The 25,720-nt window shown below is 69.9% G+C and carries 26 protein-coding genes and 2 tRNA genes; 7 read left to right on the top strand and 21 right to left on the bottom strand.

Annotated features, from left to right (window positions below):
• Positions 1–5: 5 nt before the first annotated feature.
• The 6 genes from ABTY59_RS08495 to ABTY59_RS08470 all read right to left on the bottom strand — a co-directional run bounded on the left by ABTY59_RS08495 (position 6) and on the right by ABTY59_RS08470 (position 4,280).
• On the bottom strand, positions 6–683 hold the full coding sequence (locus tag ABTY59_RS08495) for a class E sortase (protein ID WP_352018131.1): 678 nt from the start codon (positions 681–683) through the stop codon (positions 6–8).
• 37 nt (positions 684–720) lie between these two features.
• The gene (locus tag ABTY59_RS08490; RefSeq protein ID WP_352018130.1) at positions 721–1,968 is read right to left on the bottom strand and encodes a class E sortase; all 1,248 of its coding nucleotides are present in this window, start codon (positions 1,966–1,968) and stop codon (positions 721–723) included.
• Positions 1,965–2,603 (bottom strand): aminodeoxychorismate/anthranilate synthase component II, encoded by a 639-nt coding sequence (locus tag ABTY59_RS08485; RefSeq protein WP_190106396.1) that lies wholly within the window; start codon positions 2,601–2,603, stop codon positions 1,965–1,967. The genes ABTY59_RS08490 and ABTY59_RS08485 overlap by 4 nt, the downstream gene beginning before the upstream one ends.
• The gene (locus ABTY59_RS08480) at positions 2,600–2,761 is read right to left on the bottom strand and encodes a hypothetical protein (RefSeq protein ID WP_015034837.1); all 162 of its coding nucleotides are present in this window, start codon (positions 2,759–2,761) and stop codon (positions 2,600–2,602) included. Before ABTY59_RS08480 ends, ABTY59_RS08485 begins: the two co-directional genes overlap by 4 nt.
• A 64-nt stretch (positions 2,762–2,825) precedes the next feature.
• Positions 2,826–3,497 (bottom strand): class E sortase, encoded by a 672-nt coding sequence (locus tag ABTY59_RS08475; RefSeq protein ID WP_352018129.1) that lies wholly within the window; start codon positions 3,495–3,497, stop codon positions 2,826–2,828.
• Between the two features lie 15 nt (positions 3,498–3,512).
• The gene (locus tag ABTY59_RS08470; protein ID WP_352018128.1) at positions 3,513–4,280 is read right to left on the bottom strand and encodes a DUF881 domain-containing protein; all 768 of its coding nucleotides are present in this window, start codon (positions 4,278–4,280) and stop codon (positions 3,513–3,515) included.
• A gap of 140 nt (positions 4,281–4,420) precedes the next feature.
• Here ABTY59_RS08470 and crgA point away from each other — a divergent pair, with 140 nt between their 5' ends.
• On the top strand, positions 4,421–4,675 hold the full coding sequence (crgA, locus tag ABTY59_RS08465) for a cell division protein CrgA (protein ID WP_030206706.1): 255 nt from the start codon (positions 4,421–4,423) through the stop codon (positions 4,673–4,675).
• Positions 4,676–4,966: 291 nt separating this feature from the next.
• Here the strand turns inward: crgA and ABTY59_RS08460 are convergent, their stop codons facing one another.
• Both ABTY59_RS08460 and ABTY59_RS08455 read right to left on the bottom strand, forming a co-directional pair.
• Entirely contained in the window at positions 4,967–5,830 is an 864-nt protein-coding gene (locus tag ABTY59_RS08460; protein ID WP_352018127.1) for a rhomboid family intramembrane serine protease, read from the bottom strand.
• A 22-nt stretch (positions 5,831–5,852) separates the two neighbouring features.
• Complete coding sequence (locus tag ABTY59_RS08455; protein ID WP_352018126.1) at positions 5,853–6,380, bottom strand: peptidylprolyl isomerase; 528 nt, start codon at positions 6,378–6,380, stop codon at positions 5,853–5,855.
• A gap of 183 nt (positions 6,381–6,563) precedes the next feature.
• On the opposite strand from ABTY59_RS08455, the gene ABTY59_RS08450 reads away from it, so the two are divergent.
• The gene (locus tag ABTY59_RS08450; protein ID WP_352018125.1) at positions 6,564–7,244 is read left to right on the top strand and encodes a DUF5324 family protein; all 681 of its coding nucleotides are present in this window, start codon (positions 6,564–6,566) and stop codon (positions 7,242–7,244) included.
• 170 nt (positions 7,245–7,414) lie between these two features.
• On the opposite strand, the gene ABTY59_RS08445 is transcribed toward ABTY59_RS08450, so the two are convergent.
• Complete coding sequence (locus tag ABTY59_RS08445) at positions 7,415–7,789, bottom strand: DUF6344 domain-containing protein (protein ID WP_352018124.1); 375 nt, start codon at positions 7,787–7,789, stop codon at positions 7,415–7,417.
• A gap of 276 nt (positions 7,790–8,065) precedes the next feature.
• Positions 8,066–8,138 (bottom strand) — tRNA-Ala (locus tag ABTY59_RS08440).
• Between the two features lie 130 nt (positions 8,139–8,268).
• Between ABTY59_RS08440 and ABTY59_RS08435 the strand changes: the two genes are divergently transcribed.
• On the top strand, positions 8,269–8,817 hold the full coding sequence (locus tag ABTY59_RS08435; protein WP_352018123.1) for a helix-turn-helix domain-containing protein: 549 nt from the start codon (positions 8,269–8,271) through the stop codon (positions 8,815–8,817).
• Between the two features lie 64 nt (positions 8,818–8,881).
• Positions 8,882–10,231, top strand: a complete 1,350-nt coding sequence (locus ABTY59_RS08430) for a serine/threonine-protein kinase (protein ID WP_352018122.1) — start codon at positions 8,882–8,884, stop codon at positions 10,229–10,231.
• 1 nt (position 10,232) lies between these two features.
• Here ABTY59_RS08430 and ABTY59_RS08425 read toward each other — a convergent pair whose 3' ends face one another.
• The 11 genes from ABTY59_RS08425 to dnaA all read right to left on the bottom strand — a co-directional run bounded on the left by ABTY59_RS08425 (position 10,233) and on the right by dnaA (position 24,467).
• Positions 10,233–11,579: a hypothetical protein gene (locus tag ABTY59_RS08425; RefSeq protein ID WP_352018121.1), complete on the bottom strand. Its 1,347-nt coding sequence runs from the start codon at positions 11,577–11,579 to the stop codon at positions 10,233–10,235.
• Between the two features lie 186 nt (positions 11,580–11,765).
• Positions 11,766–11,900: a DLW-39 family protein gene (locus ABTY59_RS08420; RefSeq protein ID WP_003958712.1), complete on the bottom strand. Its 135-nt coding sequence runs from the start codon at positions 11,898–11,900 to the stop codon at positions 11,766–11,768.
• Between the two features lie 147 nt (positions 11,901–12,047).
• Positions 12,048–12,121, bottom strand: a tRNA-Ile gene (locus tag ABTY59_RS08415).
• Between the two features lie 99 nt (positions 12,122–12,220).
• Positions 12,221–12,781 carry a DUF3566 domain-containing protein gene (locus ABTY59_RS08410; protein WP_352018120.1) on the bottom strand — a complete coding sequence of 187 codons (561 nt, stop codon included), beginning with the start codon at positions 12,779–12,781 and terminating at the stop codon, positions 12,221–12,223.
• A gap of 106 nt (positions 12,782–12,887) precedes the next feature.
• Positions 12,888–15,494, bottom strand: coding sequence for a DNA gyrase subunit A (gene gyrA, locus ABTY59_RS08405; protein WP_352018119.1), 2,607 nt, complete (start codon positions 15,492–15,494; stop codon positions 12,888–12,890).
• Between the two features lie 41 nt (positions 15,495–15,535).
• Entirely contained in the window at positions 15,536–17,566 is a 2,031-nt protein-coding gene (gyrB, locus tag ABTY59_RS08400) for a DNA topoisomerase (ATP-hydrolyzing) subunit B (protein ID WP_352018118.1), read from the bottom strand.
• Between the two features lie 439 nt (positions 17,567–18,005).
• Positions 18,006–18,560, bottom strand: a complete 555-nt coding sequence (locus ABTY59_RS08395) for a DciA family protein (RefSeq protein WP_352018117.1) — start codon at positions 18,558–18,560, stop codon at positions 18,006–18,008.
• Positions 18,557–19,678, bottom strand: coding sequence for a DNA replication/repair protein RecF (gene recF / locus ABTY59_RS08390; RefSeq protein WP_352018116.1), 1,122 nt, complete (start codon positions 19,676–19,678; stop codon positions 18,557–18,559). The genes ABTY59_RS08395 and recF overlap by 4 nt, the downstream gene beginning before the upstream one ends.
• Before the next feature lie 59 nt (positions 19,679–19,737).
• Positions 19,738–20,616: a phosphogluconate dehydrogenase (NAD(+)-dependent, decarboxylating) gene (gene gnd / locus ABTY59_RS08385; protein WP_352018115.1), complete on the bottom strand. Its 879-nt coding sequence runs from the start codon at positions 20,614–20,616 to the stop codon at positions 19,738–19,740.
• A gap of 110 nt (positions 20,617–20,726) precedes the next feature.
• On the bottom strand, positions 20,727–21,857 hold the full coding sequence (dnaN, locus tag ABTY59_RS08380; RefSeq protein WP_041130169.1) for a DNA polymerase III subunit beta: 1,131 nt from the start codon (positions 21,855–21,857) through the stop codon (positions 20,727–20,729).
• A gap of 828 nt (positions 21,858–22,685) precedes the next feature.
• Positions 22,686–24,467 carry a chromosomal replication initiator protein DnaA gene (gene dnaA / locus ABTY59_RS08375; protein ID WP_352018114.1) on the bottom strand — a complete coding sequence of 594 codons (1,782 nt, stop codon included), beginning with the start codon at positions 24,465–24,467 and terminating at the stop codon, positions 22,686–22,688.
• A gap of 396 nt (positions 24,468–24,863) precedes the next feature.
• Between dnaA and rpmH the strand changes: the two genes are divergently transcribed.
• From rpmH to yidD, 3 genes are read left to right on the top strand one after another with little or no spacing between them, the layout of a single operon-like run.
• Entirely contained in the window at positions 24,864–25,001 is a 138-nt protein-coding gene (rpmH, locus tag ABTY59_RS08370) for a 50S ribosomal protein L34 (RefSeq protein ID WP_007265229.1), read from the top strand.
• A 21-nt stretch (positions 25,002–25,022) separates the two neighbouring features.
• Entirely contained in the window at positions 25,023–25,394 is a 372-nt protein-coding gene (rnpA, locus tag ABTY59_RS08365; RefSeq protein WP_352018113.1) for a ribonuclease P protein component, read from the top strand.
• Positions 25,391–25,717 carry a membrane protein insertion efficiency factor YidD gene (gene yidD, locus ABTY59_RS08360; RefSeq protein WP_352018112.1) on the top strand — a complete coding sequence of 109 codons (327 nt, stop codon included), beginning with the start codon at positions 25,391–25,393 and terminating at the stop codon, positions 25,715–25,717. The genes rnpA and yidD overlap by 4 nt, the downstream gene beginning before the upstream one ends.
• Positions 25,718–25,720: the final 3 nt, after the last annotated feature.

The following is a 25,720-nucleotide window of genomic DNA, read 5'->3' as shown; positions in this document are numbered from 1 at the left end:
CGGCCTCAGCGCAGTTCGGCCGGAGGGGTGCGGTCGCGGTCGACCTTCTCCGTGCGCTCCAGTTCGCCCCAGACGATGTAGCGGTAGTCCGAGGTGTACATGGGGGTGCAGGTGGTGAGCGTGATGTAGCGGCCGGGCTTGGTCTTCCCGGATTCCTTCGGGACGGGCTGGAGGACGTCCACGTTGTACTTCGTGGTCTCGGGCAGGGTCTTGTAGACCTTGTAGACGTACCAGGTGTCCTTGGTCTCGAAGACGATCGCGTCCCCGGTCCTCAGCTTGTGGATGTTGTGGAACTTCGCGCCGTGTCCGTCCCGGTGCGCCGCGAGCGTGAAGTTGCCCTGCTCGTCCCGGGGCAGCGCGGACTTGATCGGGTCGGTGTAGTAGCCGGCGACGCCGTGGTTGAGGACGTCGGTGCCGGTGCCCTGCTTCACCAGGACCTCGCCGTTCTTCATGGCGGGTACGTGGAGGAAGCCGATGCCGTCCTTGGTGTCGAGCGCGCCGGGGCCCTGGTCGGCCCACTGGTCGCGGACCTGGGCGCCGTCCTTGTCGGCGGCGCGGTCGGCGAGGACGTTGGTCCACCACAGGGAGTAGACGACGAACAGGCCGAGCACCAGGCCCGCGGTGATGAGGAGTTCGCCGAAGAGGCTGATGGTCCCGGCGATCCGGTTGCGCGCGCGTGCCACTAGGTCGTCCCGTCGTCCCGTCCGGAGGTGTCGGGTCTCAGCCTACGAGCGCTTCCGGCTTTCCCTTGCTGCGCGGGCGTTCGTCGACCAGCTTGCCCCACACGATCATGCGGTACGTGCTGGTGAACTCCGGCGTGCAGGTGGTGAGTGTGATGTACCGGCCGGGTCCCCTGAAGCCGGACTGCTTCGGTACGGGGTCGATGACCGAGACGTTGGACGGCGAGGTCTGCGGCAGGATGCTGGCCATCTCGTACGTGTAGTACGCGTTCTTGGTCTCGACGACGATCGGGTCCCCGGGCTTCAACTGGTTGATGTACCGGAAGGGTTCGCCGTGGGTGTTGCGGTGGCCGGCCACCGCGAAGTTGCCCTGTTTGTCGGCGGGCATGGCCGTCTTGAGCTTGCCCTCGCCGTAGTGGCCGACCATGCCCTTGTCGAGGACCTTGCTCTTGCTGATGCCCTCGGCGATGGGGACGACCACGTCGAGCTTGGGGATGTACATGATGGCGAAGCCCTTGCCGGGCTCGAAGGCCTCGGGCTTGTCGTCGTCGGCGCCGTGGGCCCAGGTGTCCTCGATCTGCGCCTTGGCCTTGTCGGTCTCCTGTCCGGCCAGGACGTTCGTCCACCACAACTGGTAGGCGACGAAGAGGAGCATGACGACGCCGAAGCTGATGAAGAGTTCACCGACGACACGGCTGGCGACGACGCCGACGCTCTCCTTCGCGGCGCGTGCCGCGCGGCGGGCCTCGACGCGGGAGAGGGGCCGTCCTTCGGCGGCGGGTGCCGGGGTCGCGCCCCTGCCCTTGCCGCCCTTGGCCGCGCGGCGGCGTTCGGCCCGGCCGGGTCCCGCGAGCGGCTCGGCAGGGGCCCCGGAGGGCTCCTCCAGGGCCCGCAGGGGCATCGTCTCGTCCCTCGCCTCCCGCGGGGGCTCCTCCGTCCCGTACGGCCCGTACGAGGGCGTGTAGGGGCCCTCGGGCCCGTCGGTCGTAGCGGGGGCCTCCTCGTACGCGTACGGCTCGGCGGGTGCGTAGGCGTCGGCGGTCGGACCGTACGGTTCGGCGGGCGCGTACGGCTGGGCCGGTGCGTACTGCTCGGCAGGTGTGTACGGCTGGGCCGCTGCGTACGGATCGGCGGGCGCGTACGGCTCCGCCTGCCCGGCCGCGTAAGGGTGGGCGGACGCGTACGGATCCGCGGGTGCGTACGGATCCGCGGGCGCGGGCGCGTCGCCGGGTATCGGCTCGGGCCCGGGAACGTTCGTCGCCCGGAACCACGGCGAGCCCGTCGTCACGCGACGGCCTTGCCCACCACCGGAGCGAGCCCCGCCGACCGGCCGACCGCCCCCTTGTCGCCGCACTGCTCCAGCCAGTTGGCCAGCATCAGGTGCCCGTGCTCGGTGAGCACCGACTCCGGGTGGAACTGCACGCCCTCGACGGGCAGTTCCCGGTGGCGCAGCCCCATGATGATGCCGTCCTCGGTGCGTGCCGTGACCTCCAGCTCGGCGGGCACGGTGGCGGGCTCGGCGGCCAGCGAGTGGTAGCGGGTGGCGGTGAACGGCGAGGGCAGGCCGGCGAAGACGCCCTGGCCCTCGTGCGTGACGAGCGAGGTCTTCCCGTGCAGCAGCTCGGGGGCGCGGTCGACGACGCCGCCGTAGGCGACGGCCATCGACTGCATGCCGAGGCAGACGCCGAAGACGGGAACGCCGGTGTCGGCGCAGTGCCGGACCATGTCGATGCACACGCCGGCCTGCTCGGGCGCTCCGGGCCCGGGGGACAGCAGGACGCCGTCGAAGCCGTCCTGGGCGTGGCTCAGCTCGACCTCGTCGTTGCGGAGGACTTCGCACTCGGCGCCGAGCTGGTAGAGGTACTGAACGAGGTTGAAGACGAAGCTGTCGTAGTTGTCGACGACGAGAATTCGCGCGCTCACTGGCCGTCCACCGTCACATCGTTGAACGGAAGCAGAGGCTCCGCCCAGGGGAACACGTACTGGAAGAGGACGTAGACGACCGCGAGGACCAGCACGATCGAGATCAGCGCCCGCACCCACGCGTTGCCCGGCAGATGCCGCCAGATCCAGCCGTACATGACGTCGACCGCCCCTTCCGTTCGTTACGGGGACCAGAGTACGGGGCGAGGGGGCCCTGGGGGGTCAGCTGTCCAAAGCCTGTGGACGACCGTCGGTCACCGGCTGGGTGGCGTCGAGGTGTGCCCAGACGATCAGCCGGTGGCTGCTGCCCCACTCGGGGTCGCAGGTGGTGAGGGTGAGGTAGCGGCCGGGGCCGTCGAAGCCGGACTTCCTCGGGACGGGGTCGACGACGGCGGTGTCCCCGGGGACGGTCCGATGGGGGCCGCGGTCGATCCGGTACGTGAACCAGGTCGTGCCGTCGGTGAGGACGACCGCGTCGCCGGGGCGCAGCCGGGGGAAGTCCTTGAAGGGGTCGCCGTGGGTGCGGCGGTGGCCGGCGACGGCGAAGTTCCCGGTGTCGCCGAGGGTGGTGGTGCGGGGGTAGTGCCCGAGGCCCTCCTTCAGGACGTCGGGGCCGGTGCCTTCGAGGACGGGCCATTTCCAGTCGCGACCGAGCCGGGGGACGTACATGACGGCGATGCCCTTGCCGGTGGCGTACGGGGGGCGCACGCGCGCGGGGGCGGGTGCGGCGGCGACGGGCGTGTCGGTCCACTCCCGCTGGAGGGTCTCGATCTGGGCGGCGCTCGCGCTGTCGGCCTGGACGCCGGTCCAGTACAGGAGGTAGGCGACGAAGAGGACGACCAGGGCGCCGGTGGTGATGCAGAGCTCGCTGAGGGTCCTGACGACGAGACGCAAGCGGCCCTCCCGCTGTCAGCTCACCGGCTTCGCGTAGTGGAGGTCCACTGTGCCCGAGTACCCGGGAAGAGTCACCGCCCTGTGCTCGTCGACTTTCCAGCCGAGTCCGTACGCCTTGACGTACAGCTGGTAGTTCTGGAGCGCGGGGGAGGCGGCGAGGGCCCTGTTCAGCCTGTCGCGGTCACCGACGGCGGTGATCTTGTACGGCGGGGAGTAGACGCGGCCCTGGAGGATCAGGGTGTTGCCGACGCAGCGGACGGCGCTGGTGGAGATGAGCCGCTGGTCCATGACGCGGATGCCCTCGGCGCCGCCCTGCCACAGGGCGTTGACGACGGCCTGGAGGTCCTGCTGGTGGATGACCAGGTCGTTGGCCTGCGGTTCGGGGTAGCCGGGGGCGGCCTGGGCGTTCGGCGGGGCGTCGTCGAGGGTGACGGTGAGGCCGGAGCCGGAGACCTCGGTGGTGCCCGCGGCGGCTTCGAGCGCGGCGAGTTTCGCGTCCTCCGCGCGCGTGGAGCCGTCGTCGCGCGCGGCGAGCGAGTCGACCTGGGCGCGGAGGGCGGCGGCGGACTCGTCGAGGCCGGCGTTCTTGTGGCTGCGTTCCTCGATGAGGTCGGAGAGCCTGAGGAGTGAGGCGTCCGTGCGGATGTTGGTGCCCTTGGCGGTGTTGAAACTCGTGACGAAGATCAGTCCGGCGAGGGCGAAAACGGCAAGGGTGAGCACCCGGACGGGGCGCCACCTCGTGGTGCGGCCCGGCCTTTCGGGAGTGTCGGCGGAATTGCTCAACGTACCCTGATCCCCTTCGGTGCCGCGGAACCACTACGCTAACGGACGCCTGGGGGACGCAGTCGTCCTCCTTCGTCACATCCCGGCGCCAGCCACAGTTCCCTGCGCGGTCACGCAGCGCATCGACAGGAGAGTCCCTCGTGCCGAAGTCACGGATCCGCAAGAAGGCCGACTTCACGCCTCCGCCCGCCAAGCAGGCCACCAACATCAAGCTGACCAATCGCAGCTGGGTGGCGCCCGTGATGCTGGCGCTGTTCGCCATCGGTCTGGTGTGGATCGTGGTCTTCTACGTCACCGACGGCACCATGCCGGTCGAGTCGATCCGGAACTGGAACATCGTGGTGGGCTTCGGCTTCATCGCGGCCGGCTTCGGCGTCTCCACCCAGTGGAAGTAGCCGGTTAGCGCCTCCGCGGGCCCTTCGTCAAGCTCTCCCCCGAGCTTATCCACAGCGTTGTGCACAGCACTGGATAACTTACGAAGATCTGTGGATAACTCGCACAGGGTTGACGCCGGTATGACCGGAATCACCCTCGCAGGATCACACAACGCCCCTCGCCTCCCTGGAGAAATACCAGGTCAGAGGCGAGGGGCGCGGTGTTTCCCCACACAGTGGGGAGGATCCGCCACGCACTGTGGATAACTCTGGGGAAAGCTCACACGGGGGCTCTTCCACAGCCCCCTGTGCTCAGGTGAGCGCGGCCGAGCGGGCCAGCACGATCCCCAGGTCGATCAGCAGCACCACTCCACAGGCCCCGTACTGCACGAGGTCCCGGCGGGACCGGGGCGTGTGCACCATCGCGTACGTCAGCAGGACGCCGGCGACCAGACCGCCCACGTGCGCCTGCCAGGAGATCCCCGGACGGGTGAACGTGATGAGCAGGTTCAGCGCCACGAACAGCAGCGCCGGCCGCATGTCCTGCCGCCTGCGCCGGGCCAGCACGATCCAGGCACCGAGCAGGCCGTAGACGATGCCCGAGGCACCGAGCGAGAACTGGTTCTGCGGGGACAGCAGATAGGCCAGCGCCGAGCCGGAGAGCCCTGAGAGCAGACAGAGGGCCGTGTACCGGATCCTCCCCAGCTCGGGTTCGACGATCCCGCCGATCATCCACAGGCCCAGCATGTTGAAGAGGAAGTGCGGGATCTCCTGGTGGAGGAAGGCGGAGGTCAGCAGGCGGTACCACTCGCCGTCCGAGACCCCGACCAGCTCACCGCTCGGCAGATACGCGCCGCCGATGAGCGCGAGGTCGTCGACCAGCCGGTCGCCCACCACCTGGACGGCGATGAACAGCGCCAGGTTGATCGCCATGAGGATCTTGGTGACCAGACGCCCGTCCTCCGCCACCCGTCCGCCCGCGAGCGTCCGGGGCTGGTTGGCGTCGGCCGCGTGGCCGGTCCCCGAGCCGCCCCGGACGCACTCGGGACACTGGAAGCCGACGGACGCGGAGATCATGCACTGCGTGCAGATGGGCCGCTCGCAGCGGACGCAGCGGATGCCGGTCTCGGCCTCCGGATGGCGGTAGCAGCGCAGCAGACCGGGCTGCGTGTCCATGGCGGGTTCCATCCCTTCCGCCTCAGCGCTTCTCGATCACCACGGAATCGACCGTGACGTCCTGCAGCGGACGCTCGGTGTGGGGGTCGGTCGGGGTGGTCGCGATCGCGTCCACGACCTTCCGGCTCTTGGGGTCCACGACCTCGCCGAAGATGGTGTGCTTGCGGTTCAGCCAGGTCGCGGGACCGACGGTGACGAAGAACTGGGAGCCGTTGGTCCCCGGGCCGGCGTTGGCCATGGCCAGCAGGTAGGGACGGTCGAAGAACAGCTCCGGGTGGAACTCGTCGGCGAACTCGTAGCCGGGCCCGCCCGTGCCGTTCCCCAGCGGGTCGCCGCCCTGGATCATGAAGCCCTTGATGACCCGGTGGAAGACCGTTCCGTCGTAGAGCGGGTCCGAGGAGACCGCGCCGGTGGCGGGGTGCGTCCACTCGCGCTCGCCGGAGGCCAGCTCGACGAAGTTCCGGACCGTCTTCGGGGCGTGGAACGGCATCAGCCGCACCTCGATGTCGCCCAGGCTCGTCTTGAGGATCGCGTACAGCTGCTCGGCCACGGTCGCCTTCCGTCCCACGTCGAGACGCGTCGTGTCGCGTCATGTCACGTCTGTCTCTGGCGTGTCCGATCCTCGCATGCCCCGGATGCCAGCCCCACATGCCGGACGTCGCTCCGGCGGGCATGATTCCGAAAAGGATGGAAAGGTGAAAAACCGACATCGCCACCGAGGAGGAGGAATCCCGTGACCCGCATGGACAGCGTGCGCGCCGCGACAGGTTCGGCGAAGGAGAGCGTCGTGCACGCCGCGGAAGTGGTGGCGCCGTACGCCGAGACCGCCAGGGACCAGGCCACGTACTACGCGCACGAGGCGCGGTCGTGGGTCGCGCCGAAGGTCTCGAAGGCCGCGCAGCAGACGCGAGCGCAGGCCCGTGTGCAGTACGACTCGTATGTCGCACCGCATGTACCGCCGCGGGTCGACGCGGCCGCACACCGTGCGGCGGTCAAGACCCGCCTGGCCGCCCGTCAGGCGGCCGACTACACCGTTCCGCGCGTCGAGAGCGCGGTCGCCGCGACCGGTCCCGTCCTTGAGGAGGCCGGGTCGCGTTCCACCGCCGCCTGGGCCGCGCTGCGCGGTCAGGTGACGCCGAAGGAAATCCAGAAGATCGTGAAGAAGCACGAACGTCGGGCCAGGGCCGGACGTCTGGCCAAGGGACTCGTCGTCCTCGGCCTGTTGGCGGGCGGCGTCTTCGCCGCCTGGAAGTGGTGGGACAAGCAGGCCAATCCCGACTGGCTGGTCGAACCTCCCGCTCCCACCGAGATGGACGAGGACTCCTCGCTGTCGTCCGTGGACGGCAGTGGGACTTCGTCCGATCCGGAGCTGGAGACCGACGCCGAGGCCGCCGAACGCGACGAGCGCCGCTGATCGACCACCCTCTGCCGGGGTCCTACCGGGTCTTGCCGGGGTCTTGCCGGGTCCTACCGGGTCCTACCGGGTCCTACCGGGTCCTACCAGGGTCTTGCCGATCCTGCCGGGCCCTGGCGATCCCGCTGTGCGTGGAGTGTGGGGAGTGCGTCTCATGACCTCCCCGCCTCCTACGCCGCAGCGGCGAGCGCCGGCTCCGTCAGCAGGGCCGCGTCGGCCTCGGTGCCCGCGGTCGCCGACGCACGCTGCCGCGCGGAGGGCGAGGAACCGTGGGCCTCGGCGGCGATGCGCTGCTTGATGGTGGGCGGCAGGGTGCGGTCCCCGGCGAGCGGCCACCCATGGGTCCGCTGTGCCGGTACGGAGGCCAGGGCCCGCTCCCCGGCGGTGACGGTGTGGGCGGCGGCGGGCGCGGCCGGCTCCTCGGGCTGCTGCACGGCGGGCTGCCCGGCCGCGGCGGCGGTGCTCGCCAGGCCGACGGAGGCGAGGAGGGCGAAGAGGACGGAGATGAAGGCGGTCCAGAACTGCTTGACCTTGGCGGTGGCCATGACCCCTCACTTTCGTGATGATCTCGGATGGTTCATTTCGGGTTGCGCGCTTTACGTACTTTTCTCATGATGTGGATGCGGCCCCGATTTCCACGCACCGACGCCGTCGTCGCGCAGTTCTTCCGATGAACACCACCCGGACGGACCAGCGCCGCCCCCGGTCACCCAGCGCCACGGCGCCCTGCCGCGCCCCGTCTCCCCGCCCCGCGTCCCGGCACGGGAACACGAAAGACCCCCCTGTCCTGCGCGACCGCAGGTCAGGGGGGTCTGTCCGAGTGGAGCCTAGGGGAGTCGAACCCCTGACATCTGCCATGCAAAGACAGCGCTCTACCAACTGAGCTAAGGCCCCGGAACGAGGAACAGCGTACCGGGTCACCCCCCATGTCCGGCAAAAGGATTGGGACTCCCGGTCGGCGACCACTCTCCGTAAGATGCTGATCGAGGTTCGCAGTGGCGAACCTAAGGGATGGGGAGAAGTAATGGACGCAGCGCAGCAGGAAGCCACGGCAAGAGCCAGAGAGCTTCAGCGCAGTTGGTACGGAGAGCCGCTGGGGGCGCTCTTCCGTCGCCTGATCGATGACCTCGGGCTCAATCAGGCCAGGCTCGCGGCCGTGCTCGGGCTCTCCGCGCCCATGCTGTCCCAGCTGATGAGCGGCCAGCGGGCCAAGATCGGCAACCCGGCCGTCGTCCAGCGCGTCCAGGCCCTCCAGGAGCTCGCCGTCCAGGTCGCCGACGGCAGCGTCAGCGCCGCCGAGGCCACCGACCGGATGGACGAGGTCAAGAAGTCGCAGGGCGGCTCCGTCCTCACCAGCGCGGGCCCGACCGCCCCCGGCTCCGGTGCGCCGACCGTCCGCCGCGTGGTCCGCGAGATCCAGTCGCTGCTGCGCTCCGTCGCCGCCGCCGGCGACATCATCGACGCCGCCGACTCGCTCGCCCCGGCCCACCCGGAGCTGGCAGAGTTCCTCCGGGTGTACGGCGCCGGACGCACCGCGGACGCGGTCGCCCACTACGAGTCGCACCAGAACTGACGCGGGGCGGGCAGCCGGCCGGCCCCGGGGAGAGACGACGCACACGGGGAGCGGGCGCAGCGCGATGGGTGAGGTCTTCGCTGGTCGGTACGAGCTGATCGACCCGATCGGGCGCGGCGGGGCGGGCGCCGTGTGGCGTGCCTGGGACCACCGGCGCCGTCGCTATGTGGCGGCCAAGGTCCTGCTGCAGAGCGACGCCCACACGCTGCTCCGCTTCGTCCGCGAGCAGGCGCTGCGGATCGATCACCCGCACGTCCTCGCCCCGGCCAGCTGGGCCGCCGACGACGACAAGGTCCTCTTCACCATGGACCTGGTGGCCGGCGGCTCGCTGGCCCATGTCATCGGGGACTGCGGCCCGCTGCCGCCCCGGTTCGTCTGCACGCTCCTCGACCAGCTGCTCTCGGGCCTGGCCGCGGTGCACGCCGAGGGGGTCGTGCACCGGGACATCAAGCCCGCCAACATCCTCATGGAGGTCACCGGCGCCGGGCGGCCGCATCTGCGGCTGTCCGACTTCGGCATCTCCATGCGCAAGGGCGAACCCCGCCTCACCGAGACCGACTACGTGGTGGGGACGCCCGGTTACTTCGCGCCCGAGCAGCTCCTCGGCGCCGAGCCGGACTTCACCGCCGACCTCTTCGCCGTCGGGCTGGTCGCGCTGTATCTGCTCCAGGGGCGCAAGCCGGATTCCCAGGTCCTCGTCGCGCACTTCCTCGCGCACGGCACCCCGGGGGCCCCTGAGGGCGTCCCCGAGGCGCTGTGGCAGGTGCTGGCCGGTCTGCTGCAGCCCGACCCGCAGACCCGGTTCCGCACGGCCACGGGGGCGCGCAAGGCGCTGAGCGCCGCCGTCGAGATGCTGCCCGAGCCGCGGCCCGACGAGCAGCCGGTCGTGATCTCCGACCAGCTGGGCCCGCTCCCGGCCGGCTTCGGCCCCGAAGGCCCCACGAAGCCCGCCGCCCCCACGAAGCCCGGTGAGCCCGCCGGGCGCACGGAGCCCGGTGAGCGGCCCGTACAGCCCCCGGCACAGCCCGTACAGCCCCCGGCGCAGCCCGTACAGCCACCACACCAGCCGTACCCGGCCCACCAGCCCGCCGCCCACGTCCCCGCGCCCGCGCCCGCGCCCGCGACGCTGCCCGGGCCCTCCGAGACGGGCAGCTTCCATCTGCCTCCCCCGGTCACGCACCCGACCCCCTCCTTCGAGCAAGCACCCACCCCCGTGGCGCCGTACGGACAAGCCCCTACTCATCCATACACCGCTCGACCCGATCAGGTTCCCACCCCGTTCACGGCACCCACCGCGCCCCCGCACCCCGCCCCCGTACGCCGACCGGGACCGCCCCCGAAGGTGGCGGTCCCGGTGCTCCTGCTCGCGCTGGTGTCGCTCGCGGTGGGTTTCTGGGCCCTGGCGCAGCTCTGACTCAGGTCCGCCGCCGGGCCAGCAGGGTCCAGGCCCCGAGCCCGAGGAGCAGCACGGTGCCGGTGCCGATCCCGGCCGCCGCGACGACCTTCATGGTGCCGTCCGTCGTGGCCGCCGCCCCGGAGGCGCCGCTCGCCGCCGCCTCCCGGTCGTCCGCGGTCACCGAGAACATCCCCGGGTCCCCGTCGTACGCGGGCGGCCGCCCGGGGTTTCCCTCGACGTTCACCCGGAGCGTCAGCGGCACCGGCCCGTCGCCGTACTCGGCGGCGACCTCGGGGCTCAGCGTCGCCGACAGGTAGTACCAGCCGGCGAACCGCATGCCGCTGGTGGCCTCGTCGTACGAGGTGCGGTTCTCGTGGGCCACCGGACGCAGCGGGTCGAGCGCCAGCGTCGCGGGCTTCCCGTCGTAGCGGACCGTGTTCATGTCGACGAAGCCGAGGGCCGGGTTGTCGAGCGACAGGGTGAGCGCGTTGCTCACCGAGTCGCCCTCGGTGCCGCTGCCGAGTTCGGCGCTGGCGAAGAGCTGCTGCCCCCAGTCCACGGGCACCCGGTAGAAGAGCGTCTGACCGGGCCTGATGTCCGCCCGCCACTCGCCCTCCCGCAGGGACACGGCCCCGTGGAACCCGGCGCCGCCCTGGCGCTTCTGCTGGCCTCCGGCCGGCGGGGCGGGCGTGCCCGAGGGCCAGGCCTCGGGGAGCGCCGAGGGGCCCGGCTGCTTGAGGAGGGGCTCGGTGACGTACCGGATCTCCAGTTCCCAGTCGTCCGGGGTGGAGGCCTCGGCCGAGTCGCGCTCGACGACCACGTAGTAGGCGCCCTGCTTCTGGCAGCTGGAGGAGTCCGGGTCGACGATCCGGCGGGCGTAGGCGGCGAGCGGCCTGGGGTACTGACCGGAGGCGAAGTCGACCTGCTGGTAGCCGCAGTCGGTTCCGGAGTTGTCCTGGATGCCGACCTTGAAGCCGTCGCCGTAGTCGACCTTGCCGCCGGGCTTGGGGACGGCGACGACGGAGACGTAGGAGTTCCGCCGGGCGTCGAGGTCGACCCGGTAGTAGACCTTGCCGTTCTTCCCGAGGGTGTCGCGGTAGGTCAGGCCGGTCGTGAGGGGCTTCGCGTCGAGGCTGGAGGCCGCGCCCTTGATCCGCCGGGCCGCGTCGTCGAAGGCGTACCCCGGCACCGCCGCCCCTCCGGCCTCCTCGGCGGCCGGGGCCCGGGCCGGCAGCACGGTCGTGGCCGCCTCGGCGGCCCGCGCCTGGACGGGCAGTGCCGTCACCGCTCCCATGGCCGCGGCCGCGGCGATCAGGGCCCCCGCCCTCCGGCCGATCCCGGTCCGCCTCCCGGCCTGCGTGCTCACGCGCTTCTCCCGTCCGATCCCGCCCTGCGGTGCCGGTCCATCCTGCCCTTCACGGAACCACGACACGAGCACTTTGCTTCAGCAAGCAGATGATTCACGCAAGCGAAAGAAGAGAAAGGCGTTCGGAAAAAGCGAAACCCCGGTCCGCTCACGCGGCCGGGGCTTCACCCACAGAGTGTGTGTGTCTCAGACACCGGAACCTGCGGGCACGGAGTCGGTCGCCTCCGTCCACAGGTCCTGCTCGGCGCGATCCGCCTGGATCTGGCGGTACACGAGGAGCCCGCCGATGGCGGCCAGTGCGACCAGGAGAAGCTTCTTCACCGCGCGACCTCGTCTTTCGTTGACGTAGGAGACTTCTGACGCCCACTCTACACATCGACCGATACCGATCGGTGACCTGTGCGAGCTTCAAACCTCACACAAACAGATCGACCCGGATGGAGGAACCATCCGGGTCGATCTGAACTGTGGGGCTAACAGGATTTGAACCTGTGGCCTCATCCTTATCAGGGATGCGCTCTAACCAACTGAGCTATAGCCCCGCCGCGCTTTGCGGTGTGTGTCCCGCGCGCTGACTCCTGAACATTAGCGCACGTGGGGGCCAGTCCCAAAATCGGTTCCTGCCCCGGCCCCCACGCGGCTCACTCGTCCTCGGCCAGCGTCAGCTCGACACCGCCCACGAAGCCCGCCGACAGGTTGTAGATGAACGCGCCCAGCGTCGCGAGCGCGGTCATCAGCACCACGTCGATCACGGCGATCACCGAGGTGAACATCAGCACCCGCGGCAGCGACAGGAACGACTGCAGGTCGAAGCCGTTGGACTCGTTCGAGCCCGTGGCCTCGCTGATCGTCCCGCCGACCGTCGAGAAGACGCCCATGGCGTCCATGACCATCCACAGCACCGCCGCGGCCACGACCGTGCAGATGCCCAACGCGATGGAGAGCAGGAAGCTCACCTTCATCACCGACCACGGGTCGGCCTTGGCCACCCGCAGCCGCGCCTTGCGCGTCCTGGGCGTCGTGCGCGCCCCGGTCCGCGGCCGGCGCACGGCCCCGGTCTGCCCGCCCTGCGTACCGCCCGCGGGGGCGCCGTACGCCTGCGGCGGGTGGTACGGCGCTCCCGGCTGCCCCTGGGGGCGCTCGCCGGGCAGCGGCCCGTTGTAGGTCTCGTACGAGGGCTGCTGCCCCCGAGTGTCCGTCACCGCAACCCCCTGGGAGTCCGTGGCGGGGCCACGGGCGCCGTTCGCTCCAGCACCAGCAGAAGCTCCGGCAGCCGCCGATCCGGCGCCCGTGGCTCCACTCACGCTCTTACTCCTCGTGCTCCCCGGCCGAAGGCTCCGTGCCCTCGACCGCCTCGGCGTCGGCCTCGACCGACTCGACCACGCCCTCGGCGTCGTCGGCGCTGTCGACGTACTCGTCGTCGCCGCCCGCCTCGGCGTTCCGTGCGATGCCGACGACGGCATCGCGCTTGCCCAGGTTGATCAGCTGGACGCCCATGGTGTCACGGCCGGTCTCCCTGACTTCGTTGACTCGCGTACGAATCACACCGCCGGACAGCGTGATGGCGAGGATCTCATCCGTCTCCTCGACCACCAGCGCGCCCACGAGCGAACCGCGGTCCTCGACGATCTTGGCGGCCTTGATACCGAGGCCGCCACGGCCCTGGACGCGGTACTCGTCGACGGGGGTGCGCTTCGCGTACCCGCCGTCGGTCGCGGTGAAGACGAACGTACCGGGCCGGACGACATTCATCGAGAGCAGCTCGTCGTCCTCGCGGAAACTCATCCCCTTGACGCCCGAGGTGGCGCGTCCCATCGGACGCAGCGCGTCGTCCGTGGCGGTGAAGCGGATCGACTGCGCCTTCCGGGAGATGAGCAGCAGGTCGTCCTCGGAGGAGACCAGCTCGGCGCCGATCAGCTCGTCGTCGCTGCCGTCCTCGCGCTCCCGCAGGTTGATCGCGATGACACCGCCGGAACGGGGCGAGTCGTAGTCCTTCAGCGCGGTCTTCTTCACCAGACCGGCCTTGGTGCCGAGCACCAGGTACGGCGCGGCCTCGTAGTCGCGGATCGCCAGGATCTGGGCGATCTGCTCGTCCGGCTGGAAGGCCAGCAGGTTCGCCACGTGCTGACCGCGCGCGTCCCGGCCGGCGTCCGGCAGCTCGTACGCCTTGGCCCGGTAGACCCGGCCCTTGTTCGTGAAGAACAGCAGCCAGTGGTGGGTGGTGGAGACGAAGAAGTGGTCGACGATGTCGTCCTGCTTCAGCTTCGTGCCGCGGACACCCTTGCCGCCGCGCTTCTGCGAGCGGTAGTCCTCGGTCTTCGTCCGCTTCACGTAGCCGCCGCGCGTGATGGTGACGACGATGTCCTCCTCGGCGATCAGGTCCTCGATGGACATGTCACCGTCGAAGGGCACGAGCTTGGAGCGGCGGTCGTCGCCGAACCGCTCGACGAGCGCGGCGAGTTCCTCGCTGACGATCGCCCGCTGGCGCTCCGGGGAGGCCAGGATCGCGTTGTACTCGTTGATCTTCGCCTGGAGTTCGTCGTGCTCGGCGACGATCTTCTGGCGCTCCAGGGCGGCGAGCCGGCGGAGCTGCATCTCCAGGATCGCGTTCGCCTGGATCTCGTCGATCGAGAGCAGGTCCATCAGGCCCGTGCGGGCGACCTCGACCGTGTCGCTGCGGCGGATGAGCGCGATGACCTCGTCGATCGCGTCGAGGGCCTTGAGCAGACCGCGCAGGATGTGGGCGCGCTCCTCGGCCTTGCGCAGCCGGAACCTCGTCCGGCGGACGATGACCTCGATCTGGTGCGTCACCCAGTGGCGGATGAACGCGTCGAGCGAGAGGGTGCGCGGCACGCCGTCGACGAGCGCCAGCATGTTCGCGCCGAAGTTCGTCTGCAGGTCGGTGTGCTTGTACAGGTTGTTGAGGACGACCTTGGCGACGGCGTCGCGCTTGAGCACGATCACCAGGCGCTGGCCGGTCCGGGACGAGGTCTCGTCACGGACGTCGGCGATGCCGCCGACCTTGCCGTCCTTCACCAGGTCGGCGATCTTCTGCGCGAGGTTGTCCGGGTTGGTCTGGTACGGAAGTTCCGTGACCACCAGGCACTGGCGGTTCTGGATCTCCTCGACCTCGACGACCGCGCGCATCGTGATCGAGCCACGGCCGGTGCGGTACGCCTCCTCGATGCCCTTGCGGCCGACGACGAGCGCGCCGGTGGGGAAGTCGGGGCCCTTGATCCGCTCGATCAGCGCGTCGAGGAGCTCCTCGTGGCTGGCCTCGGGGTGCTCCAGCGCCCACTGGGCACCGGCCGCGACCTCGCGCAGGTTGTGCGGCGGGATGTTGGTGGCCATACCGACGGCGATACCGGCGGAGCCGTTGACCAGCAGGTTCGGGAACCGGGCCGGGAGGACCGTCGGCTCCTGGTTGCGGCCGTCGTAGTTGTCCGTGAAGTCGACGGTCTCCTCGTCGATGTCGCGGAGCATCTCCATCGACAGCGGCGCCATCTTGCACTCGGTGTAGCGCATGGCGGCCGCCGGGTCGTTGCCCGGGGAGCCGAAGTTGCCGTTGGAGTCGACGAGCGGCATGCGCATCGACCACGGCTGGGCGAGGCGGACGAGCGCGTCGTAGATCGAGGAGTCGCCGTGCGGGTGGTACGTGCCCATGACGTCGCCGACGACGCGGGCGCACTTGTAGAAGCCCTTCTCGGGCCGGTAACCGCCGTCGTACATCGCGTAGAGCACGCGCCGGTGGACGGGCTTGAGGCCGTCCCGTACGTCGGGCAGCGCGCGGGACACGATGACGGACATCGCGTAGTCGAGGTACGAGCGCTGCATCTCGGTCTCGAGCCCGACGGGCTCGATCCGGAGCACGGGCTCCTGCTCTTCGGTGGTGCCGGGAGTGATTTCGTCGGCCATTGCTGGTCGTCAGTCCTTTCGTACGGTCAGCTGAGACCGACTCAGATGTCGAGGAAGCGAACGTCCTTGGCGTTGCGCTGGATGAACGAGCGCCGCGCCTCGACGTCCTCGCCCATCAGCACCGAGAACAGGTCGTCGGCCTGGGCCGCGTCGTCCAGGGTGACCTGGCCGAGAACGCGGTGCTCGACGTCCATCGTGGTGACGCGCAGCTCCTCGGCGTTCATCTCGCCGAGACCCTTGAAGCGCTGGATCGAGTCTTCCTTGATCCGCTTGCCGTTCTGCTTGCCCAGCTCGACGAGCGCGTCCCGCTCCCGGTCCGAGTACGCGTACTCGAAGTCGTCCCGGCCCCACTTGATCTTGTAGAGCGGCGGGCGGGAGAGGTAGACGTGCCCGGCCTCGACCAGCGGCCGCATGAAGCGGAAGAGGAAGGTCAGCAGCAGGGTGTTGATGTGCTGGCCGTCGACGTCGGCGTCCGCCATCAGGATGATCTTGTGATAGCGGAGCTTCTCGATGTCGAAGTCCTCGTGCACACCGGTGCCGAAGGCGGAGATCAGCGCCTGGACCTCGGTGTTCTGCAGGATCTTGTCGACGCGGGCCTTCTCGACGTTCAGGATCTTGCCGCGGATCGGCAGGATGGCCTGGTACATCGGGTTGCGGCCGGACTTGGCCGAGCCGCCGGCGGAGTCACCCTCGACGATGAAGATCTCGCACTTGGACGGGTCGTTCGACTGGCAGTCGGAGAGCTTGCCCGGCAGCGACGCCGACTCCAGGAGGCCCTTGCGGCGGGTCAGGTCGCGCGCCTTGCGCGCGGCCACGCGCGCGGTGGCGGCCTGGATCGACTTGCGGATGATGTCCGCGGCCTCGTTCGGGTTGCGGTCCAGCCAGTCGTTGAGGTGCTCGTAGACCGCCCTCTGGACGAAGGTCTTGACCTCGGTGTTGCCCAGCTTGGTCTTGGTCTGGCCCTCGAACTGCGGCTCGCTCAGCTTGACCGAGATGATCGCCGTCAGACCCTCGCGGATGTCGTCGCCCGTGAGGTTGTCGTCCTTCTCGCGGAGCAGCTTCTTGTCGCGCGCGTACTTGTTGATCAGCGAGGTCAGCGCCGCCCGGAAGCCCTCCTCGTGCGTGCCGCCCTCGTGGGTGTGGATGATGTTGGCGAAGGAGTAGACGCCCTCGCTGTAGCCGCTGTTCCACTGCATCGCGACTTCGAGGGACAGGTTCTTGTCCTTGTCCTCGGCGTCCAGGTCGATGACCGTGGGGTGGATCAGCTCGCCCTTGCGCGAGTTGAGGTACTTCACGAAGTCGACGATGCCGCCCTCGTAGTGGTACCTGACCGTGCGCGCGGCCGGCGTGGCGGCGGCCTCGGCGTCCGGGTCGTCGGCGCCGACGGTGGCCTTCGCGGACTCGCGCTCGTCGGTGAGCGTGATCGTCAGGCCCTTGTTGAGGAAGGCCATCTCCTGGAAGCGCCGCGACAGCGTCTCGAAGGAGTACTCGGTGGTCTCGAAGATGTCCGGGTCGGCCCAGAAGGTGACCGAGGTGCCGGTCTCGTCGGTCTGCTCGTGCTGGGCGAGGGGCGCGGTCGGGGCGCCCATCTTGTAGTCCTGGGTCCAGCGGTGGCCGTCGGTCTTGATCTCCACCGAGACCTTGGTGGAGAGGGCGTTGACGACGGAGACGCCGACGCCGTGCAGACCGCCGGAGACCGCGTAGCCGCCGCCGCCGAACTTGCCGCCCGCGTGGAGGACCGTCAGCACGACCTCGACGGCCGGCTTGCCCTCGGACGCGACGATGCCGACGGGGATGCCGCGGCCGTTGTCGACGACGCGCACGGCGCCGTCGGCCAGGATCGTCACGTCGATGGTGTCGGCGTGGCCGGCCAGGGCTTCGTCGACCGAGTTGTCGACGACCTCCTGCACCATGTGGTGCAGACCGCGCTCGCCGGTCGAGCCGATGTACATGCCAGGGCGCTTGCGCACGGCATCCAGGCCTTCGAGGACCTGGATGTTGCTGGCGGTGTACTGGTTGTTCTCGTTGGGGTCGCCGGAATCGGCCACGAAGCGCCCTTTCTGGCACAGCACAGGCCGTTCTCCGGGCATACGGGAGCGGCTGCGTCGTTCGACTTGTTCCGCAGGGTGGCGGGATTGTCTACCAGTCTACCGGTAGCGCCGACACTCATGGGGGTTTGCCGGTACCTGAATGCGCATGTGCCGCCCTGAGCGGGCGCGAGACGACTCCCCATATCCGGATAGGGGCTCCAGAGCCCCCTGACGGCCACCCAGCGCTTCGAGCGGTAGCTCGTTGTGGGCAGGTGTTCCGGCGGGGCGGAGCACCGGGTCACGGAGGCATCCGCACGGCGCCCTGCACTCGGACCGCACTCGGACCGCACTCGGACCCGCGGCCCGGGAACGGACCCGCGGCCCGGGAACGGACCGGCGGCCCGGGGAAGGGACCAGCGGCCCGGGAACGGACCAGCGGCCCGGGGAACGGACCCGCGCCCCGGGGAAGGGACCCGTCCTCCTACCCGTACGTGTCCCCTGGCCCGACGGACCCCGGCGCCCGCAGCGGCCCGTACCCCCGGCGGGGACCACCGGGACCGAGGACCTTGATCAGCCGCACGGTCCCGTGCCCCAGGTCCTCGTTGAGCCGCGCGACCAGCGTCGGCGCGAGCAGCCGCAGCTGCGTCGCCCACGCCGTCGAGTCGCACTGCACCGTCAGCACCCGCGCGTCCGGCTCGTCGTCGAACTTCAGCGGTACGCAGTGCTTCGCCAGGTCCTCGCCGACGATCTGCGGCCAGCGGCCCATGACCCCGCCGACCGCCGCCGGGGTCTCCCAGCCCCGCTCGGTGATCAGCCGGTTGATCGCGGCGCCCAGCGCCATCGGGTCGCGGCCGTCCGCACGCGCGCCGGAGCGCAGCCCGCCACCGCGCCGGGCCTGCTTCTTCTGCGCCGCCGCCGCGCCCCGCGCCTTCGCCTGCTCCTTGGCGGCGCGCAGCGCGACCCGCGCGAGATCGACACCCGAGGCTTCGGGCACCGCGGGCTTGTCCACAGGCTGTGGGGAATCGCTCTCGCTCATACCCGCTCCACCGTCCCGCCGGACACGGCGTACCTGGTGCCCGCGAGCACGCCCGGGACGTCGTCGTCCACCGCCGCCGTGACGAGCACCTGCTCGCCCGGCGCCACCAGCTCCGCGAGCCGCTCGCGCCGCCGCGCGTCCAGCTCGGCGAAGACGTCGTCGAGGACGAGGACCGGCTCGTTGCCCTCGGAGCGCAGCAGGTCGTACGAGGCCAGCCGGAGCGCCAGCGCGTACGACCAGGACTCGCCGTGGCTGGCGTACCCCTTCGCGGGGAGGTCGCCGAGCTTCAGCAGCAGCTCGTCCCGATGGGGTCCGACGAGCGTGACGCCCCGCTCGATCTCCTGCTTGCGGACCTCGGCGAGCGCGGCGAGCAGCTGCTCGTACAGCTCCTCGCGGGTGTGCCCGGTGCCCGGTGCGGAGGGCCGGTACTCGAGCAGGACCGGTCCGCCGCCGGGTGCGAGCTGCTCGTACGCCTTGTCGGCGAGCGGCCGCAGGACGCCGATGAGGTCGAGGCGCTGGGCGAGCAGCTCGGCACCGGCCCGGGCGAGGTGCTGGTCCCAGACGTCCAGGGTCGACAGGTCCATGCCGCGGCCGCCGTGGCGCCGGGCCATCGCGGCCGACTTGAGGAGCGTGTTGCGCTGCTTGAGCACGCGCTCGTAGTCGGAGCGCACGCCCGCCATGCGCGGCGTGCGCGCCGTGATCAGTTCGTCGAGGAAGCGCCGGCGCTCCCCGGGATCGCCCTTGATCAGGGCGAGATCCTCGGGGGCGAACAGCACCGTCCGTACGATCCCGAGCACATCACGTGGTCTGACCTGTGAGGACCTGTTGATGCGGGCGCGGTTGGCCCGGCCCGGATTGAGTTCGAGCTCGATCAGCTGGGAGCGCTCGCCCTGGGTGACCGCGGCCCGGATGACCGCGCGCTCCGCCCCCATCCGGACGAGGGGGGCGTCGGAGGCGACGCGGTGGCTGCCGAGGGTCGCGAGATAGCCGACGGCTTCGACCAGATTGGTCTTGCCCTGGCCGTTCGCGCCCACGAAAGCGGTGACGCCCGGGTCGAGTGGGACCTCGACCCGGGCGTAGGAGCGGAAGTCGGCCAGCGAGAGGTGCGTGACGTGCATGGTGGGCGCCGACCTTCTTCCCCCGGCGGCTGTGCACCGCGGGGTGCACAGCCTGTGGATTACTTCTTCGTCTCGACCGCGTGGCCGCCGAACTGGTTGCGCAGCGCGGCGATCATCTTCATCTGCGGGGAGTCGTCCTGGCGGGAGGCGAACCGCGCGAACAGCGAGGCGGTGATCGCGGGCAGCGGGACGGCGTTGTCGATGGCGGCCTCGACCGTCCACCGGCCCTCGCCGGAGTCCGACGCGTAGCCCCGCAGCTTGTCCAGGTGCTCGTCCTCGTCCAGTGCGTTCACCGCGAGGTCGAGCAGCCAGGAACGGATGACCGTGCCCTCCTGCCAGGAGCGGAAGACCTCGCGCACGTCGGTGACGGAGTCGACCTTCTCCAGGAGCTCCCAGCCCTCGGCGTAGGCCTGCATCATCGCGTACTCGATGCCGTTGTGGACCATCTTCGCGAAGTGGCCGGCGCCGACCTTGCCCGCGTGGACCGAGCCGAACTCGCCCTCGGGCTTGAGCGCGTCGAAGATCGGCTGGACCTTCGCCACGTCCTCGGCGGAGCCGCCGTACATCAGCGCGTAGCCGTTCTCCAGGCCCCAGACGCCGCCGGAGACGCCGCAGTCGACGAAGCCGATGCCCTTGGCGGCCAGCTCCTCGGCGTGCTTCTCGTCGTCCGTCCAGCGCGAGTTCCCGCCGTCCACGACGATGTCGCCGGGGGAGAGCAGGTCGGCCAGCTCGTCGATGGTGGACTGGGTCGCGGCACCGGCCGGAACCATGACCCACACGACGCGCGGACCCTTGAGCTTGCCCACAAGCTCTTCGAGGCTGGGGACGTCGGCGAGGTCCGGGTTGCGGTCGTATCCGATGACGGTGTGGCCTGCGCGGCGGATGCGCTCACGCATGTTGCCGCCCATCTTGCCGAGACCGACGAGACCGAGCTCCATCAGAGATTCCTTAAGCGTCGTGTGCGGTGTACCCGGGTCCGAGCCTACGCCCGGACCCCCGTGCACACCTGTGGGGTCGGCCGCTCAGGCGACGACCCCGACGACGGACGTCAGCCGCTCAGCCGCACCGGCATGATCAGGTACTTGTAGGCCTCGTCCGCCTCGGCGTCGAGCGCGGGCTTGCCGCTCAGCAGCGCCGGCTTGGTGGAGGTCGTGAAGGAGAGCTGGGCGACCGGGGAGTCGATCGCGCTCAGGCCGTCCAGCAGGAACGTCGGGTTGAAGGCGATCGAGATGTCGTCGCCGTCCAGCTGCGCGTCCACCCGCTCCACAGCCTGTGCGTCGTCGCTGGAACCGGCCTCCAGGATCAGCACGCCCTGCTCGAAGCTCAGCCGGACCGGGGTGTTGCGCTCGGCCACCAGGGCCACGCGCTTCACGGCCTCCACGAAGGGGGCGGTCTCGATCACCGCGACCGAGTTGAACTCGGTGGGGAAGAGGGTCCGGTACTTCGGGAGGTCGCCCTCCAGGAGGCGGGTGGTGGTGCGGCGGCCCGCGCCCTCGAAGCCGATGAGGCCCTCGCCCTTGCCGGAGCCGGAGAGCGCCAGGGTCACCGTGTCGCCGCTGGTGAGCGCCTTGGCGGTGTCCAGGAGGGTCTTGGCGGGCACCAGGGCGACCGCGGAGGCGTCCGGGGACTCCGGCTTCCACAGGAACTCGCGGACCGCGAAGCGGTAGCGGTCGGTGGAGGCCAGGGTGACGGTGTCGCCCTCGATCTCGATGCGCACACCGGTGAGGACGGGCAGCGTGTCGTCACGGCCGGCGGCGATGGCGACCTGCGCGGCGGCGGAGGCGAAGACCTCACCGGGGACGGTGCCGGTCGCGGTGGGCATCTCCGGCAGAGCCGGGTACTCCTCCACAGGCAGGGTGTGGAGGGTGAAGCGGGAGGAGCCGCAGACCACGGTCGCCCGTACACCGTCTGTGGAGATCTCCACGGGGCGGTTGGGGAGGGCGCGGCAGATGTCGGCGAGCAGGCGGCCGGAGACGAGGACGGTGCCGTCCTCCTCCACCTCGGCCTCGACCGAGACCCGGGCGGAGACCTCGTAGTCGAAGCTCGAGAAGCTCAGGGCGCCGTCCTCGGCCTTCAGGAGAAGGCCCGCGAGGACGGGGGCCGGCGGACGGGCCGGGAGGCTGCGGGCCACCCAGGCCACCGCCTCCGCGAGTACATCGCGCTCCACCCGGATCTTCACCGGAACCGCCTCCTGCTGTTGCTGGCTCTTCGTCGACTGCGGGAACCAGTCTGACGTACGCCGCCGACACTCGGTGCTGCTCGGGGTCAAGTCGCGACGAGAGCGCGTCGGAGCTCCGGCGCCGAGTTGTCCACACGTCCCACTTCGAAGCGAATTCCGGGCTAACTCTATGTGGGAGTAGTAGTAGGGCCTGTGGAAACCGTGGATAACGTCGTTTTCGCAGGTCAGGGTCGGTTTTTTGTCCACCGAGCCTGTGGGTGGACCCCGTGGACAACCAGGGGTTTCTGTGGACACCCGAAAGTTCTGCACACCCGGTACACAGGCCATGGGGAGTTCTCCCCAGCGCTGTCCCCAGCTTTCCCCAGGTTCCCCACAGCCCAAACGTCTCCCTTGGTGTGACCGCTTTCACTCGGGCCGGTGAGCGGGGGTGTTTCGTTGCCGAACAGTGGACAGCGGTGTGGAGAAGCTGTGGGCAACCGGCCGCCCCCTGTGGGCAGCCAGTGGACAACCTTCGGGACCCCCTGTGGACGAAAGATTCATCCACAGCCTGTGGAGATCGTTTGCCAACAATTCCACAAGGGCCTGACCTGGGGTGATGATCTGTCACCAGGCTGGCCTGTGGACACAATCCGGATAACTCAACAGTCCCCACCCTGTGGACGGGAGATCATCCCCCAATCTGTGGAGAACCCGCCACCGGAACGGAGTAATCGAACACGCCAGGGGCGGCGGGGGACGGCCGAAGGGCCGCGGGAACGCCGAAGGGCGCCCCGGGAGGTGTCCCGGAGCGCCCTCGGAGCGCTTCTGGAGGGGCCGTGGCGGCCCGCGTCAGCCGTTCTTGATGCGGTTGGTGAGCTCGGTGACCTGGTTGTAGATGGAGCGCCGCTCCGCCATCAGGGCCCGGATCTTCCGGTCCGCGTGCATCACCGTCGTGTGGTCGCGACCGCCGAACTGCGCGCCGATCTTCGGCAGCGACAGGTCGGTGAGCTCACGGCACAGGTACATGGCGATCTGCCGGGCCGTCACCAGGACACGGCTGCGCGAGGATCCACAGAGGTCCTCCACCGTCAGACCGAAGTAGTCGGCGGTGGCCGCCATGATCGCGGGAGCGGTGATCTCCGGCGAGCTGTCCTCGCCCCCGGGGATCAGGTCCTTGAGGACGATCTCGGTGAGCCCGAGGTCCACCGGCTGCCGGTTGAGGCTCGCGAAGGCCGTCACCCGGATCAGCGCGCCCTCCAGCTCACGGATGTTCCGCGAGATCCGGGAGGCGATGAACTCCAGTACCTCCGGCGGGGCGTTGAGCTGCTCCTGCACCGCCTTCTTGCGGAGGATCGCGATGCGCGTCTCCAGTTCCGGCGGCTGCACGTCGGTGGTCAGTCCCCACTCGAAGCGGTTGCGGAGCCGGTCCTCCAGGGTCACCAGCTGCTTGGGCGGCCGGTCCGAGGAGAGCACGATCTGCTTGTTCGCGTTGTGCAGGGTGTTGAAGGTGTGGAAGAACTCCTCCTGCGTCGACTCCTTGCTCGCCAGGAACTGGATGTCGTCGACGAGCAGGATGTCCACGTCGCGGTAGCGCTTGCGGAAGGCGTCGCCCTTGCCGTCGCGGATCGAGTTGATGAACTCGTTGGTGAACTCCTCGGAGCTCACGTACCGCACGCGCGTGCCCGGATAGAGGCTCCGCGCGTAGTGTCCGATGGCGTGCAGCAGGTGGGTCTTGCCGAGACCCGACTCCCCGTAGATGAAGAGGGGGTTGTACGCCTTCGCCGGCGCCTCGGCCACCGCGACGGCGGCCGCGTGCGCGAAGCGGTTCGAGGAACCGATGACGAAGGTGTCGAAGAGGTACTTGGGGTTCAGCCGCGCGTGCTGCTCGCCCGGAGCGCCCGCGCCCTGCCCGGAGGAAGAGGAGCCGTGCCCGCCGCCCGGCACACCGACCGGTCCGGGGACCGGACCGCCGGGGCGGGGACCAGGCCGGGGACCGTGGCTCGGGGGCTCGGGCAGCTCGGAGCGGTCCGGCCGCTGCGGCTCGTAGCCGCGGGCGGGCTCGTCGTACCGGGTGCTCCGGGACTGCTCCGGACCCGTGTACGGCGCGCGCTCCTGGTAGCCGCCGAGCCGCGGCTGCTGCCAGGAGAGGTCCTCCTGGGTGCGCGGCCAGGCGCCGGGGTCGGGCCGCTGCGGCTGCGCGTAGTCCGGATAGGCGGGGCGCGCCGTGGGCAGCCCGTCGTCGGGCATCGGCCGGTGGCCGTAGCCGCCGTCGTACTTCTCGTACGCCTCGGGCTGCGCGCGCTCGTCGTAGCGGGGCTGCTGCGGCTGCACCGGGGGCGCCGGCGGCGTCGGCTCGCCGACGGAGTCGTCGACGGTGATCGCGATCCGGATCGGCCGGCCGCACTCACGGCTGAGCGTCTCGCTGATCAAGGGGGCGAGCCGGCCCTCGAGGACCCGCTTGCCCCACTCGTTGGGCACGGCGAGCAGAGCGGTGTCCGCGACCAGGGCGAGCGGCTGGCAGCGCTCGATCCACTGTTTGTCCTTGGGCTCGATTCCCTGCTGGCCCTCCGCGAGGAGCTGCTCCAGGACGCGTGGCCACACTGCGGCAAGATCGGCAGGTACGTCAGCCACAGGGCACGCTTTCTCGCAGGTCCCACGATGGTGTGGTTCTCGGGGACAGTGGGTCGAAGTCCGTGAGGACGGGTCCGGTGAGGACAGGTGGGACAGAACGGCAAAAGATTGTGGAGACCGTCCACGGTAGTCGGGCCGGATGACGTGGTTCAAGTTGTTGTCCACAGCCTGTGCACAATGGGGGGTGGCGACAGGTCGGTTTGACCGGATGGCGTAGCCGCGCGTACCGTAACCAGGTCGAGTTGTCGATGGCTGCTGCCGCCTGCCTCCGATGGGCAAAGATCACGGTCAGTGATCGTGTAGCGGTGCACTCGGGCGTATTGCGAGCTACTCGTGGGCGCACGGTGACAGCCAGGCGATGTCCCGCCATCTACGAATCATTTCTGGAGCCCCCGAGTGAGCAAGCGCACCTTCCAGCCGAACAACCGTCGTCGCGCCAAGACCCACGGCTTCCGCCTGCGCATGCGTACGCGTGCCGGTCGCGCCATCCTTGCGAACCGCCGTTCCAAGGGTCGCTCGGCGCTGTCCGCCTGATCCGCTTAAACAGGTCATGACGTGCTGCCTACCGAGAATCGGCTGAGGCGGCGCGAGGACTTCGCAACAGCGGTACGCCGAGGTCGCAGGGCTGGTCGCCCGCTCCTCGTCGTCCACCTACGCAGCGGTGCAACGAACCCGCACGCGCCTGGGGAGAGCGCTCCCCCGACGCGTGCGGGTTTCGTCGTGAGCAAGGCAGTGGGCGGTGCGGTCGTACGCAACCAGGTGAAGCGACGTCTGCGCCATCTCGTCCGCGACCGTCTCTCCGAGCTGCCCCCCGGTAGCCTGGTGGTCGTACGGGCGTTGCCCGGAGCCGGCGACGCCGAACACGCACAGCTGGCCCGAGACCTGGACGCCGCTCTCCAGCGGCTGCTGGGAGGGGGCACGCGATGAAGTACCCGCTGCTGGCTCTCATCAAGCTGTACCAGTGGACGATCAGCCCTCTTCTGGGCCCCGTCTGCCGGTACTACCCGTCGTGTTCCCACTACGGATTCACGGCCATCGACCGGCATGGCGCGATCAAGGGCACGGCCCTGACCGCCTGGCGCATCCTGCGGTGCAACCCGTGGTCGCCCGGCGGCGTGGATCACGTCCCCCCGCGCAAGCGCCCCCGCTGGCACGAGATGCTGCGGAACGCGCTGCGCGGTGACAAGGGCGGGTCCCCCGCCGAGACGAGCCCGGCCGCCGAGACCTCGCCCAATGCTCAAGGAGCCTGATTA

Source organism: Streptomyces sp. NPDC096079, assembly GCF_040303145.1.
Taxonomy (GTDB): Bacteria; Actinomycetota; Actinomycetes; order Streptomycetales; family Streptomycetaceae; genus Streptomyces.
Note: the sequence above shows the minus strand (reverse complement) of the source record. Positions and strands in the feature narration are given on the sequence as shown.